This window comes from Nonomuraea sp. NPDC047897 (genome assembly GCF_043204415.1).
Lineage (GTDB): Bacteria > Actinomycetota > Actinomycetes > Streptosporangiales > Streptosporangiaceae > Nonomuraea.
Genome location: NZ_JBIDCC010000005.1, coordinates 140,142 through 154,977 on the forward strand (window position 1 = coordinate 140,142; position 14,836 = coordinate 154,977).

The 14,836-nt window shown below is 77.0% G+C and carries 7 protein-coding genes; all 7 read left to right on the forward strand.

What is annotated here, in order from left to right; translation table 11 throughout:
- Nucleotides 1-52: 52 nt before the first annotated feature.
- Genes ACGF0J_RS13360 through ACGF0J_RS13390 form a run of 7 tightly spaced genes read left to right on the forward strand, consistent with a single transcriptional unit; the run spans nt 53 to nt 14,816 of the window.
- On the forward strand, nt 53-7,912 hold the full coding sequence (locus ACGF0J_RS13360; protein WP_393145252.1) for an SDR family NAD(P)-dependent oxidoreductase: 7,860 nt from the start codon (nt 53-55) through the stop codon (nt 7,910-7,912).
- Between the two features lie 37 nt (nt 7,913-7,949).
- Complete coding sequence (locus tag ACGF0J_RS13365; RefSeq protein ID WP_393145254.1) at nt 7,950-8,969, forward strand: 3-oxoacyl-ACP synthase III family protein; 1,020 nt, start codon at nt 7,950-7,952, stop codon at nt 8,967-8,969.
- Nucleotides 8,970-8,973: 4 nt separating this feature from the next.
- On the forward strand, nt 8,974-10,779 hold the full coding sequence (locus tag ACGF0J_RS13370) for an AMP-binding protein (RefSeq protein WP_393145256.1): 1,806 nt from the start codon (nt 8,974-8,976) through the stop codon (nt 10,777-10,779).
- Nucleotides 10,776-11,783, forward strand: coding sequence for an NAD-dependent epimerase/dehydratase family protein (locus ACGF0J_RS13375; RefSeq protein ID WP_393145257.1), 1,008 nt, complete (start codon nt 10,776-10,778; stop codon nt 11,781-11,783). Before ACGF0J_RS13370 ends, ACGF0J_RS13375 begins: the two co-directional genes overlap by 4 nt.
- The gene (locus ACGF0J_RS13380; RefSeq protein ID WP_393145259.1) at nt 11,780-12,730 is read left to right on the forward strand and encodes an alpha/beta fold hydrolase; all 951 of its coding nucleotides are present in this window, start codon (nt 11,780-11,782) and stop codon (nt 12,728-12,730) included. Before ACGF0J_RS13375 ends, ACGF0J_RS13380 begins: the two co-directional genes overlap by 4 nt.
- Before the next feature lie 50 nt (nt 12,731-12,780).
- Complete coding sequence (locus ACGF0J_RS13385; RefSeq protein ID WP_393145261.1) at nt 12,781-13,719, forward strand: hypothetical protein; 939 nt, start codon at nt 12,781-12,783, stop codon at nt 13,717-13,719.
- On the forward strand, nt 13,716-14,816 hold the full coding sequence (locus ACGF0J_RS13390; protein ID WP_393145263.1) for a hypothetical protein: 1,101 nt from the start codon (nt 13,716-13,718) through the stop codon (nt 14,814-14,816). The genes ACGF0J_RS13385 and ACGF0J_RS13390 overlap by 4 nt, the downstream gene beginning before the upstream one ends.
- Nucleotides 14,817-14,836 lie beyond the last annotated feature (20 nt).

A 14,836-nucleotide genomic window follows, 5' to 3' on the forward strand; every position in this document is an offset into this window, starting at 1 on the left:
GCCCGGCCGAGGCGCCGGCGCCACGGAGGGACCCCGAGCGAGAGGCGACCACATGAGCGCAGGCGGTGCGGCGAACGGGCGGGCGTGGCCACGGGAGGCGGTGGCGGTGGTGGGCGTCGGATGCCGCCTGCCGGGCGGCATCGACGACCTGGACGCCCTGTGGCGGGCGCTGCTGCGCGGCGAGGACCTGGTCGGGAACGTTCCACCGGACCGCTTCGAGACCGACCGGTACGTCGACGAGAGCACGCCGAGGCCCGACCGGAGCTACACCCGGGCCGGCGGCTTCCTCGACGACGTCGCGGGTTTCGACGCGGCCTACTTCGGGATCTCACCCAAGGAGGCGGCGGCCATGGACCCGCAGCAGCGGCTGCTGCTGGAGATGGCGGCCGAGGCGTTCGACGACGCGGGCATCGACCCGGCGACGCTGGCCGGGTCGGACACCGGGGTGTTCGTCGGGATCTCCGACCCCTCCTACGGGGTGCTCCAGGGGCTGGAGCCGGGAGCCATGGGGCCGTACACGATGTCCGGCGCGGCGCTGTCGATCGCGGCGAACCGGCTCTCGCACGCCTTCGACCTGCGCGGACCGAGCATGAGCATCGACACCGCCTGCTCGTCGTCGTTACAGGCGGTGGAGCGCGCGTGCCGGGCGCTGGCCGAGGGGTCGAGCCGCGTGGTGCTGGCCGGCGGCGTCAACGTGCTGCTCAGCCCCAACGGGTTCGTCGGGTTCAGCCAGGCTTCGATGCTGTCGCCGACGGGCCGGTGCCGGGCCTTCTCGGCGGACGCCGACGGGTTCGTCCGGGCCGAGGGCGGCGGGGTGGTGGTGCTCAAGCGGCTGGCCGACGCGCTCGCCGACGGCGACCGCGTGCACGGTGTCATCATGGGGGCCGCGGCCAACAACGACGGCCGCACCATGGGGCTGGCCCTGCCGAACAGCGAGGCGCAGGAGGCGCTGCTGCGGCAGGTCTACCGGACGGCCGGCATCGCGCTCGACGACGTCGCGTACGTGGAGGCGCACGGCACGGGCACCCAGGCGGGCGACCCGGCCGAGTGCCTGGCGTTGGGGCGGGTCCTCGGCGGGGCGCGGACCGGTGGGCCGCTGCCGATCGGGTCGGTCAAGACGAACCTGGGGCATCTGGAGCCGGCGTCCGGCATGCCGGGGCTGTTCAAGGCGCTGCTGGTGCTCAAGCATCGGATGATCCCGGCGTCGTTGCACGCGGAGGTGCCGAACCCGGCGATCGACTTCGACGGGCTCGGGCTGAGCGTGGTGACCCGGCCGCGGCCGCTGGACGCGGCGGGCGGGCGGCCGGTGGTGGGGGTCAACTCGTTCGGGTTCGGTGGCGCGAACGTGCACGTGGCCCTGGCCGCCGCTCCCCCGCCGCCCCCGCCGTCCGCGCCCGCCCCCCACGGCGGCGCGGTGCCGTCCGGGGTGCCGTCCGCGGTGCCGTCCGCGGTGCCGTCCGCGGTGCCGTCCGCGGTGCCCGGGGTGCCGTTCGTGGTGTCGGCGCGGAGCCCGGCGGCGCTGGCCGACGCCGTCGAACGGGCCGCCGGGCAGCTCGCGTCGGCGGACCGCCGCCACTTCTACGACCTGGCCTACACCGCGGCCCGGCGGCGCGCCCGGCACCGGCACCGCGCCGTGGTCCTGGCTGGTTCGCCGGCGGAGGCGGCCGGCGCTCTGGCGGCCCTGAGCGCCACGGGCGGCGAAGCCACCGGCGCGCACGAGCCGGCGGCCGGCGTGGCCGGGCCGCGCGCCGTGCGCGGCGAGGTCGTGGGGCACGGTCAGGTCGCGCTGGTGTTCTGCGGCAACGGGTCGCAGTGGGCCGGGATGGGCGCCGACCTGCTGACCGACCCCGCCTTCCGGCGGGCGGTGCAGGCGGTGGACGCCGAACTGGCGCCCAGGCTGGGCTGGTCGGTGCTGGAGGAGCTGGCGCTGCCTGCCGGCCGGTGGCGGCTGTCGGCGACCGAGGTCGCGCAGCCGCTGCTGTTCGCCGTGCAGGCCGGGCTGGTGGAGACGCTCAGGGCGGCGGGCGTACGGCCGGGCGCGGTGGCCGGGCACAGCGTGGGCGAGGTGTCCGCCGCGTACGCGGCCGGGGCGCTCTCCCTGGCGCAGGCGGCGCGCGTGATCGCCGAGCGCGGGCTGGCGCAGGCGGCCACGCGCGGGCAGGGCGGCATGGCCGCGGTGGGCCTGTCCGAGACGGCGGCCAGGCAGATCCTCGCGGACTATCCGCAGGTGGAGGTGGCGGCCGTGAACTCCGACCGGGACGTGACGGTCGCCGGGCCGCAGGGGTCGCTGAAGTCACTGGGCGAGGACCTGACGGCGCGCGGGGTGTTCTTCCGCGAGCTGGACGTGGACTACCCGTTCCACAGCAGCGCGATGGACCCGATCCGCGAGCGGCTGTGCGAGGCGCTCGCGGGGTTGCGGCCGTCCCGGCCCCGCGTCCCGATGATCTCCACGGTGACCGGCGAGCCCGTGACCGGCGGCGAACTGGACGGCGGCTACTGGTGGCACAACGTGCGCCGGCCGGTGCGGTTCGCGGCGGCGGTGCAACGGCTGCTCGCCGACGGCTTCGACGTGCTGCTGGAGGTGGGCCCGCACCCGGTCCTGAGCACCTACCTGCGCCGCGTCTCCGCCGCCGCCCGCGTCAGGACCGCCGTCGTGCCGACGCTGCGGCGCGGCGAATCCGGTCCGGTCCAGGTCGGCGCGGCCGTCGCCGGGGTGCTCGCCTCGGGAGCGGAGCTCGACTGGGAACGTCACTTCCCCCGCCCCGGCGTGGTCCGGGCGCTGCCCGCCTACCCGTGGCAGCGGCAGCGGCACTGGATGGGCGATCCGACGGCCTGGGCGCACGCGCTCGGCGACCCGGCGATCACGCATCCGCTGCTCGGCCAGCGGCTCCCGACACTGGACCCGGCCTGGTTCGGCGAGCTCGACCCGGTACGGGCGCCCTGGGTGAGCGACCACCGGGCCGGCGGCGCCGCCGTGATGCCCGCCACCGGCTACGTGGAGATGGCCCTCGCCGCGGGACGGCAGGCGCTGCCGGAGGCCGCCGACGCGGTCGAGGTGGACCGGGCCGCCATCAGCCGGGCGCTGGTCGTGCCCGGCCCGGGCGCCGAGCAGGCCTGGGTGCAGACCACGCTGTCGGCCGAGACGGGCGTGGTGACGGTGGCCAGCAGCACGAGGCGCGGCCGGCACGTTCGCGAGCACTTCCGGGCCCGGGTCCGGCCGCTGCTGTGCCCGGCGCCGCCGCCGCTGGACGTCGGGGCGTTGCGGGACCGCGTCGCCACACCGGTGGACGTGGCCGGCTACTACGCGCGGGCGGCCGAGGGCGGCATGGTGTGGGGTCCGGCGTTCCAGGTGCTGACGGGGCTGTGGACGGGCGAGGGCGAGGTGCTGGGCACGTACTCCTGCCCGGACCAGCGCGACGGGCGCTACCAGGCGCATCCCGTGGTGCTCGACAGCGCTCTGCAGGCCGGGGTGCTGTGGCTGGTCGACGAGCTGCTGTCGGGCCAGGGGTACATGCCGTCGGCGATCGGCGCGGTCCGGTTGTGGCGCACGCCCGACCCCGAGGGGCTGGTGTTCGTCCGGCAACGGTCGCGCACCTCCGACGAGGTGCGCTGGGACATCACGGTCGCCGGTCCGGACGGCCGGGTCGCGGCCGAGATGGAGGGCTGCCGGCTGCGCCGGATGCCGGGCCGGCACGGCACGCCGGTCCGCCGCTACCACGTCGAGCTGCGGGCGGCGCCCCGCCCCGGCGAGCCGGCCGCGCCGTGGCCGGCGTCCTCCCCGGCGGAGCTCCTGGCCGGCGCGGACGAGCGGCTGGCGCGCGTCCGGTCGGCGTGGCGGGAGCTGGACTATCCGGCGTACGCCGCCCGGTCGGCGAAGACCTTCGCCCACGCGCTGGCGTCCGCGCTCGCGGAGCTGACCGGCCCGGCGGACGGGCCCGGCCCGGCGGACGGGACCGGCGAGGTCGGCCGGGCCGGAGGAGAGAGGCGGTGGTTCGGCACGGACGAGTTGCCGGGCGCCTGCCGGGAGGGGCGGCTGCGGCGGATGGTCGAGGCGGCGCTGCCGCTGCTCGAACGGCACGGCCTGGTGGAGCGCCGCGGCGAGCGGGAGCTGCGGCTGGCGGGGTCGCTCGCGGGCGACCCCGCCGAGCCGCTGCGCGAGCTGGTCGCCGAGGGGGCGTCCTTCGCCGCCCAGACGGCGCTGACGGTGCGGGGCTGCCTGCATCTGCCGGAGCTGCTGCGGGGCGAGCGCGCGGCGGCGGACGTGCTGCACTCGGGGGGCGGCGGGGAGCTGCTGGACCAGTTCCACGACGTCGGGCCGGTCAGCCTGTGCGGGCACCGGATGGCTCGGGCGCTCGTCGCGCGGATCGTCGAGGAGTGGCCGGCGGACCGGCCGCTGCGGATCCTGGAGGTGGGCGCCGGGACCGGCGGGGCGACCGCCGCGCTGCTGCCGATCCTGCCCGCCGACCGGGCCCGCTACACGGTCACGGACGCGGACGCGACGGCGCTGGCCCGGCTGCGGCGGCGCTTCTCGGGTTACGACTTCGTCGAGTACGGCGTCCTCGACCTGGACACGGATCCCCATGCGGGGCCGCCGGACCGAGGCGCGGAGACGGAACCTGCGGGCGCGGAAACGGAACCTGCGGGCGCGGAGACGGAACCTGCGGGCGCGGAGACGGAACCTGCGGGCGCGGAGACGGAACCTGCGGGCGCGGAGACGGAACCTGCGGGCGCGGAGACGGAGCCGGTAGGGGCGGCGCTGGAGGCCGGCGGGTTCGACCTGGTGGTGGCGGTGGGGTGCCTGCACCGGGCCCGCGATCTGGCCGCCGCGCTGCGCCGCGTGTCACGGCTGCTGGCTCCCGGCGGCAAGCTGCTCGCGGTCGAGCCGCACCGGGTGGAGCCGCTGTTGCCGTTCCTGGGGCTGGCGGAGGATTTCTGGGACGTCGCCGACCGGGACCTGCGTCCGGTGTCGCCGCTCCTGGCGGCGGACAGGTGGCCGGAGCTGCTGACCGCGACCGGCTTCACCGAGGTCGTGCGTACCGGGCCGGAGCCCGAGGGCGAGGCGGGCGACCTCTCCCTCCTGCTGGCCACGGCCGCCGGGGCGCACGCGCAGCCGCGGCCGTCGCCGGAGGCGCGGCCCGATGGCGTGTGGATCGTCGCCGGCGAGGACGACGGCGAGGCGCTGGCGGCGGCGGCGGGATCGTCGCTCGCGGCGCGCGGCGGGCGGGTGGTCCGGTCGCCGTTCAGCGACGATCCCGGTGACTGGACCGGCCGGGTGCCCGGCGAGGCGGACGCGGTGACGTTCACGCTCGTCCTCGGCGGGACGTCCGGGACGGACGGCCCGGACGTCCCGGACGGCGCCGCAGGCAGCGGACCCGACGCGGCGCCCCTTGCGGTGGTGGAGCGGATCACGCGTCGAGCGGCGGTGTTGCGGGCTGTGGCGCTGGCCTGCGAGCAGCTTCCCCAGGACGTCCGCGTCTCGCTGTGGGTGGTGACGCGGCCGTGCGGCGCGCTGCCGGAGCCCGACGCCGCCGGCTCGCCGCTCCATCCCGAGGACGCGGCCACCTGGGGGACGGCCCGTTCCCTGGGCAACGAGCTGCCCCGGCTCGCCGTACGGCGCGTGTGCCTGCACCGCGGTGGTCCGCCCGCGCGCGACGCGGAACGCCTGGTGGCCGAGCTGGTGGAGCCCGGGGAGGAGGACGAGATCCTGCTCACCCGCCGGGGGCGGTTCGTGCCTCGGCTGGTGGAGACCGGAGAGCTGGTGGAGAGAGGGGAGCAGGCCGGGCCCGTGTCCGCGGGCGGCGCCTACCGGCTCGCGGTGCGCGATCCCGGGCTGGCGCACGGCCTGGAATGGGAACGGGCGGACGTGCCGGAGCCGGGGCCGGGCCAGGTGGTGATCGAGGTCCGGGCGATCGGCCTGAACTACCGCGACGTGATGCGCGCGGTCAACCTGCTGCCCTCCGAGGCGGTCGAGGCGGTCTTCGGCGGCCACGAGCTGGGCCTTGAGTGCGCCGGGATCGTCGCCGCCGTGGGCCCCGGCGTCACGAGGATGCGGCCGGGCGACCGCGTCGCCGCCGCCGGGCCGGTGGGGTTCGGCAGCCACGCGGTGTTCGAGGAGTGGGCGGCCATCGCCGTGCCGGCGGAGACGACGTTCGCCGAGGCGGCCACCCTGCCGATGGCGTTCTCGACGGTCTACCACTCGCTGCACCACTGCGCGCGTCTCCAGGCGGGCGAGACGGTCCTGGTGCACGGCGGGGCGGGCGGGGTCGGCATGGCCGCGCTGGACTACGCCCGGCTCGCCGGAGCCCGGGTGATCGCGACGGCGGGGACGGAGGCCAAACGCGACCTGCTGCGTGTGATGGGGGCCGACCACGTGCTCGACTCGCGCGGCCTGCGCTTCGCCGAACAGGTCAGGGAGCTGACCGACGGCCGGGGCGTGGACGTCGTGCTCAACTCCCTGGCGGGCGAGGCGATCACCCGCGGCCTGGAGTGCCTGGGACACGGCGGCCGGTTCGTGGAGCTCGGCAAACGCGACATCTTCGAGAGCCGGCATCTGGCGCTGCGGCCGTTCGGCGACAACATCTCCTTCCACGGGGTGGACATCGGCACGTTGATGTGGCGGGACCCGGGTCTGGTCGCCGGCCACATGACGGTGCTGAGCCGCCTCGCCCACCGCCCGGTGCTGCCGCACACGGTCTACCCCGCCGACCGGGTCGCCGACGCCTTCGCCCAGATGCGCCATTCCCGGCACATCGGCAAGATCATCATCTCGCTGGATCCGCGCGACGAGCCCCTCACGGTACGGGCGCGGCCGGGAACGCCCCGGCCGGACGCCGCGGGCACCTACCTGGTCACCGGCGGGCTGGCCGGGTTCGGCGCGGCCACCGCACGCCACCTGGCCGCCGGGGGCGCCCGCCACCTGGCGCTGGTCGGGCGCCGCGGCGCCGGCACGCCGGGGACGGCCGCGCTGGTCGAGGAGCTGGCCGGCCTGGGCGCCCGGGTCAGCGTCCACGCCGCCGACGCGGGCGACCTCGACGCGATGCGCCGCGTGTTCGCGGAGGCGGCCGCGGCGGGCCGCCCGGTGTGCGGCGTCGTCCACGCGGCCATGCACCTGGACGACGGCCCGCTGGCCGACCTGGACGACGACCGCGTCCGCGCCGTCCTGCACCCGAAGGTCGCCGGGGCGCTGGTCCTGGACGAGCTGACCCGGGACCTGCCGCTGGAGCGGTTCGTCCTGTACTCCTCGCTCACCACCATCGGCAACATCGGCCAGACCTCGTACGTGGCGGCCAACCTCCACGTGGAGGCGCTCGCCCGCAGGCGCCGCGGGCAGGGCCGCCCCGCGCTCGCCGTGGGGCTGGGCGCGCTCGCCGGCACCGGCGTGCTGAGCCGGGGCACGCAGGCGGAGTCGCTGGCCAGGCTCGGCATCGAGGCGGTCCGTCCCGGTCAGGCCCTCGCGGCCGTGGACGACATGCTGGCCGAGCGAGCGGGCGTGGCGATGGTGGGCCGGTGCGACTGGGCCCGGCTGCGGCAGGTCCTGCCGGGCCTGCGCCGGCCGTGGCTGTCGGCGGTGCTCCCGCCCGGGGCCGAGCAGGGCTCCGGCACGAGCGACGTGCCGGCGATGCTCGCGGCCATGACGGGCGAGCAGGCGCACGCCTTCGTCCTGGAGCAGATCACCGCCCTGCTGGCCGCGGTGCTGCTCGTCCCGGCCGACCAGCTCGACCCCGACCGGCGGCTGGACGAGTACGGGATGGACTCGCTCATGGCCACCGAACTGCTGCTGTCCCTGCGGCACCGGTTCGGCGTGGACATCCCGCCGATGGAGCTGATCCGCGGCGCGGGGACGATCGCCGACATCGCCCGGACGGTGCTGCTGCGCCTCGGCCTCCGGACCGCCCGGGCGGCCGCCGGATGACCGGGTGCGGCCGGCCGTACCGACGAAGGAGACGCGCATGACCACGGTTCACACCCGCATCACCGCGGTGGCCGCCCACCTGCCGGAGACCACGATGACCACGACGGAGCTGGAGGACCGGCTGGCCGCCCGCAATCCCGGCCTCGACCTGCCGCGGGGGGTCATCCACAACGGCAGCGGGGTGCGGCGCCGCCACCTCGCCGCGCCGGATGAGAAGCCGTCGGACCTGGCCGCGCACGCCGCCGGCCGGGCGCTGGCGCAGGCCGGGCTCCAGCCGCACGACCTCGACCTGATCGTTTACGCGGGCGTGACGATTGACCTGGTCGAGCCCGCCACCGCGCACGTCGTGGCGGCCAAGCTCGGCGCCGGCTGTCCCGTCTTCGACGTGCGCAACGCCTGCAACGGCATGCTGAACGCGATCCAGGTGGCCGACGCGCTGATCCGCGCCGGCCGGCACCGCCGGGTCCTGGTCTGCTGCGGGGAGCTGGCCAGCGCGTTCATGCCGTGGACGCTGACCGGCGCGGCGGAGTTCTTCGCCGTGGCCGCCGCCTACACCGTGTCCGACGCCGGCGCCGCGCTGCTGCTGGAGCCGGGAACGGAGCCGGGCGTGCTCGGCCACCGGTTCGCCGCGCACTCCGCCGGCTGGCAGGCGGCGACCGTGGACCTGACGAACCTCACCAGCGACCCCGCGTCCGCCTGGCCGCAGCTCCGGCCGCTCACCGTGGACGCGGCCGGCCTGCTGCGCGGCATGCGGCGCATCGACCTCACCGTGTTCCACAAGCTGCTCAGCGACCTCGGCCTGACCTGGGACGACTTCGCGGCGATCTGCGTGCACCAGGCGTCGCTGCCGGCGCTGTGGAAGTTCTGCGAGCAGGCCGGGATACCGCCGGGCAAGGTCGTCGTCACCATCGCCCAGCACGGCAACCTCGTCGCCGCCACGCTGCCGGCGCAGCTCGCCCACGCGGTGGGCACGGGCCTGGTGCGGCGCGGCGACCTGGTGGCCATGGTGGGGCTGGCCAGCGGGTTCAGCGCCGGTGTCGTGGTCGTGCGGTGGTGAGGCGATGACGCCCGACATCCCCGCCGGGACCGTTCCGCACGAGCCGGTGAGCGAGGTGGTCCTGCGGGCCGAGCGCTGGGCGCGGGAACAGCCCGGCGTGATCGCCTGCCAGGTGGGCGGGCGCGCGCCGGAGGCGATCACCTACCTGGAGATGGCGAGGTCCGTGGAGCACACGACGGCGGCGCTGGCGCGGGCCGGCGTGCGGCCGGGCACGCGGGCCGTGCTGCTCGTGTACCCCGGCGTTGAGCTGGGGGTGCTGGCGCTGTCGCTGCTGCGGATGGGCGCGGTGCCGGTCATGGTCGATCCGGGCCTGCCGTGGGCCGCGATCAGGCGCTGCCTGGACCGGGCCGGCGCGCAGGCGTTCATCGGCGTCCCGCTCGCCCAGGCGGCCAGGCTGGTGCTGGGGTGGGCCAGGCGCGGCAACCGGGTGAGCATCACGGTCGGCCCGCGACGGCTGTGGCCGGGGCAGACCCTGGCGGGCCTGCGCGCCGCCGTGTCGCGGCCGGAGGCGCCGGCGTCGGTGCCGACGGCGTCCCGGGCGGCGGCCCAGCCGGAGGCGCCGGCGTCGGCGGGGGTGGGGGCGCGGCGGCCGTCGCCTGACGATCTCGCGCTGATCGCCTACACCTCCGGCTCCACCGGCCCGCCCAAGGGCGTGCCGCTGCGGCACCGCCACCTCGCCGCGCAGCTCGACCTGCTCGCCACGCTCGACCTCTTCCTGCCGGGCACGCCCATGCTGTCCACCTTCGTGCCGTTCGCGCTCGGGGCGGCGGCGCTCGGGGCGACCGCTGTCCTGCCCGACCTGGACCCGCGGCGGCCGGTCCGCGCCGATCCGGCCCGGCTGGCCGCCGACATCCAGCGGTACGGCGTGGCGGGCGTGTTCGCCGCCCCGGCGCTGCTGGACCGGCTGGCCCGCCACTGCGTGGCCCGGGGTCTGATCCTGTCGTCCGTGCGGGACGTGGCCGTGTCGGGGGCGCCGCTGCCGCTGCCGACTCTGCGCCGGGTGCGCGCCTGCCTGCCCGCCGGGGCGCGGGTGCTGTCGGTGTACGGAGCCACGGAGTGCCTGCCGGTGGCCGCGATCACGGGCCGCGACCTGGCCGCCGCCCACTCCGGCCGGGCCTCGGCCGGACTCGGAGCCCCGGCGCCGGCCGGGCTCACGCGCCCGGTACCCGCCGGGCTCGGGCCGCCGGAGGCGCAGGCGCGGGGGACCTGCCTGGGGCTTGCGCTGCCGGGCACGCGGGTGCGGGTGATCAGGGTGACCGACGGCCCGATCGACCGGTGGAGCGACGAGCTGTCCGTGCCGGCCGGCACCGTGGGCGAGATCGTCGTCGCCTCCCCGGCGGTGAGCGAGCCGTACCTGGGCGACCCCGCCGCGACCGCGCTGGCGCGGATCCACGACGGCCGGCGGGTCTGGCACCGCATGGGCGATCTCGGCCACCTCGACGAGCACGGCCGCCTGTGGTTCGCCGGGCGCAAGTCCGAACGGGTCAGCACGGCCGGCGGCGACCTGTACACCGACCACGTCGAGACCTTGTTCGCCGCGGTGCCCGGCGTGCGGCGCACCGCCCTCGTCGGCGTCGGGCCGCCGGGCGCGCAGCGCCCGGTCCTCGTGGTGGAACCCGAGCCGCGCGCCGACCGCGACCGCGTGCGGTCCGCGATCCTCGCGACGGCCGCCCGGCACCCGCACGCCGCCGACTTGCGCGCGGTGCTGTTCCATCCCGGGTTCCCGGTGGACGCCCGGCACAACAGCAAGATCCGCAGAGGGGTGCTGGCGGGGTGGGCGGCCCGCCGGCTGCGGGAGGGTCCGCGGTGAACGTCCTGGTGACGGGAGGGGGCGGGTTCCTGGGCGGGGCGGTGTGCCGGCGGCTGGTCGCGCGCGGCGACACCGTCCACGCCCTGCACCGCCGCCGCCACCCGGGCCTCGACGAGCTCGGCGTGATCCAGCACCTCGCCGACCTGCGCGACGCCGCGGCGGTGCGGGCCGCGGTGGGCCGCTGCGAGGCCGTGGTGCACTGCGCCGCCAAGGCGGGCGCGTACGGGCCGGACCGCGAGTACCTGGAGATCAACGTGGACGGCACCCGCAACGTGCTGGACGCCTGCGCGCGCACCGGCGCGCGGCTGGTTCACACGTCCTCCCCCAGCGTCGTGCACGACGGGCGCGACCTGGAGGGCGTGGACGAGTCGGCGCCCTACGCCCGCCGCTTCACCGCGGCCTATCCCCGGTCCAAGGCCGCGGCCGAACGGCTCGTGCTGTCCGCCGCGGGCACGGTGCCCGTCGTCGCGCTGCGCCCGCACCTCGTCTGGGGGCCCGGTGACCCGCACTTCCTGCCTGGCCTGGTGGCCAACCGCCGCCGGCTGTGGCTGCTCGGCCTGGCCGACAGGACGGTCGACACGGTCTACATCGACAACGCCGCCGACGCCCTCGTGCTGGCGCTCGACCGGCTGCGCCCGGGTTCGGCGCTGTGCGGCCGGGCGTACTTCATCACCCAGGGTGAGCCCTGCGGCTTCGGCGCGTGGGTCAACGCGCTGCTCGCGGCCGCCGGTGTGGCGCCGGTGCGGCGGCGGCTGCCCGCCCGTCCGGCGTGGCTGGCGGCGGCGCTGCTGGAGGGCGGCTGGCGCCTCGCCGGGAGGCTGGGGCTGGACCTCGGGGAGCCGCCGCTGACCCGGTTCCTGGTGGAGCAGGCCTCCACGGCGCACTGGTTCGACATCTCGGCGGCCCGCCGTGACCTCGGCTACGAGCCCCGGGTGGGCACCGCCGACGGCCTGGCCCGCCTGACCGCCCACCTTTCCACCCATCCGCCGGAGGTCGCCCCGTGACCGGACACCCCGGCTACCCGTTCACTTCCCGCTGGTTCGCCCCGCCGGCACGGGGCGGGCTGCGCCAGCACTACCTCGACGAGGGGTCGGGCGCGCCGTTGCTGTTCGTGCACGGCAACCCGTCGTGGAGCTACCTGTGGCGGCGGCCGGTCCTGGCGCTGCGGGACTCGTTCCGCTGCGTCGTGCCCGACCACATCGGCATGGGCCTGTCCGACAAGCCCGCAGAGGACCGCTACCCGCACACCCTGGCCTCCCGGGTGGCGGACCTGGAGGCGCTGGTCGGCCACCTGGTCGGGGCGCACGGCGCGCCGGAGCGCGGCTGGACCCTGGTCGTGCACGACTGGGGCGGTCCGATCGGCCTGGCGTGGGCGGCCCGCCGTCCCGGACGGGTGGCGCGCCTGGTGATCCTCAACACCGCCGCCTTCCCCAACCCGCACGGCGAGCGGGTGCGCGCGCCGCTGCGGTTGCCGCTCTGGCTGTTGCGCGAGACCGCGCTGGGCGGCTGGCTGTTCCGTCGCAACGTCTTCGCCCGCGGTGCCACCTGGCGGCCGCTCGGGGTGCGCCGCCGGATGCCGGCCGAGGTGCGGGCGGCGTTCCTCGCCCCGTACGACCGGCCCGCGCACCGCGTGGCCGTCCAGCGCTTCGTCCATGACATCCCGCTGCGGCCCGGCGACGCCGCGTGGCCGGTGCTGCGGGCCACGGGCGAGGCCCTGGAGGGGTTCGCCGGGCTGCCGGCGCTCATCGCGTGGGGGCTGCGCGACCCGGTCTTCGACCGGGGGATCCTCGACGAGTGGCGGCGGCGGCTGCCCGCGGCCCGCACGGTCCTGTATCCGTACGCCGGCCATTACGTGCTGGAGGACGCTCACGAGCAACTCGTGCCGGCCCTGCGCGCCTTCCTGCTGGACACCGTGGCGGCCGGCGATCCACCGACCACCCTTACAGCGTAGATTCATGCGAATTACTGGGAAATACTGGAACTCCTGTTACGCTTCCGGCCATGAGTGACCGGCTGGACGAGCTGGAGAGGCGGATCGACAGGCTGCGGGCCGGGGTGCGCAGGGCCATGCGCGCCAGGGACACCGTCACGGCCCGCGGCCTGCGCGCCGAACTGCGCGCCGCCGAACGCGCCTGGGACACGCTGGTGGCCGGGGAAGCCGCCCCCGGCGACACCTCCCTCGTCCCCGCCCCTCCCGGCGATGCCGTCCCCGCCGCCCACGGCGCCCAGGCACCCGCCGCCCCCGGGCCGGCGGGGCGGGCGAAGCCGCGCGGGGGCCGCCTGGTCACGGTGCGCGAGCAGGTGCACCAGGCGCTCACCCTGCTCGGCGCGCCCGCCCAGCCCAGGCTGGTCGCGGCCGTGAGCGAGGCGCTGCTCGGCGGCGCGCTGCGCGGCGCCCAGCTCACCAGCCTGCGCCGCGACGAGGAGCGCTCGTTCGCCTCCTCCCCCTACGGCCGGCCCTACTACCTGTGCGCCGCGCTGACCGACCGCCTCTCCCCCGCCCGCGGCCTGCTCACGGTGAGCACCTGGCCGCTGGAACGGCGCGTGGTGGGTCCCCTCAGCCCCCGCGTCGACTTCCTGACCTGCGCCATGGCCGTGGCCCGGCACCTCGACGCCGACCCGGTCGCCGCCCTCGACCCGCGCGCCCTGCGGCTGCTCTCCCGCATGGCACGCAACATCCCGGGCGCCGCCGCCGCCGACCTCGGCCCGCCCGACCCCGCGCGGGTGACCGACGCCGCGGCCCGGGAGCTGGCCGTGCACGCCGGCCGCGACACGCGGGACCGCGCGGCGCTGGCCGGACGCGCGACATCCCAGCTCGATGACCGGGCCCGGCTGTTCGGCGCCAGTACGCTGATCAGCGTCGCCCGCGGCGCGGTCGCGGGCGGCACCGTCACCACCTCCGGCACCGCCGGGGGCACAGCCACGAGAGGCCGCCGATGAACCGGCTCGACGCGCTTCGGGGCACCACGCCGCCGAAGCCGCACGACGCGCGCGCGATCGCCGCGCTCGCCGCCAACCCCGGCTGCACCCGCCGGGCGCTGCTGGACGGCGCCGGCATCGACAAGGACGCCGCCGCCCGCCACCTGGGGTTCCCGGCCCCGTTCGGCCAGTCGCCGTTCGCGATCACGCGCGGCAACGCGTTCGAGGCGCTGGTGAAGGCCGACGGATGCGCGGAGCTGCTGCGGATGCTGCGCGAGCTGCTCGGCCTGCCGATCGCCGAGGTGGCCTACCACGACGTGGAGAACGTCGGCGCGCACCTGCGCCACGCCCACACGCGCGCCCTGTTCGACCGGGCGGCCCGCGACGGCGACGACGCCGGCACCGTCTACGACCATCCGCTGCTCAGCGTGGAGATCGCCGGCCACACCGCCTACCTGGAGCCGGACGTGGTGGCCTTCCAGCTCGGCGGCCGCTTCCACATCGTGGAGATCAAGTCGTTCGCGGTCATCGACGGGCAGGCCGACCCGTCGGCGGTGGCGGCCGCGGCGCGGCAGGCGGCCGTCTACGTGCTGGCCCTGCGCCGGATGCTCGCCGAGCTGGGCCACGACCCGCTGCGGGTGGCGCACGACGTGGTGCTCGTCTGCCCGGAGAACTTCGCGAACCGGCCCGTGGCGACCCTGGTCGACGTGCGCAGGCAGCTCGGCGTGCTCGAACGGCAGCTCGCCCGGATGACGGCGCTCGACCGGCTGCTGGACGGGCTGCCCGAGGAGCTGACGTTCGACCTGGTGCCGGGCGAGGACGGGCTGCCCACCCGGCCGGCCGCCGAGCTGGCCGACGCGCTGCGCCGGGCCACCGCCCGCTACGCCCCCGACTGTCTGTCGACCTGCGACCTGTGCTTCTTCTGCCGCGACGAGGCCCGCCAGGAGGGCGCCACCGACCTGCTGGGCCGGCACGTCCGCGACGAGCTGGGCGGCGTCGGCTCCGTCGGCGAGGCGCTCGGCCTGGCCGACGGCACCCGCGCCCCCGCCGCCGGGCAGGAGGAGATCGCCCGCCTGCTCCGCAACGCCGAACGCCTGCGCCGGGAGTGCCTGGCGTGACGCCCGCACCTGACCGTCCC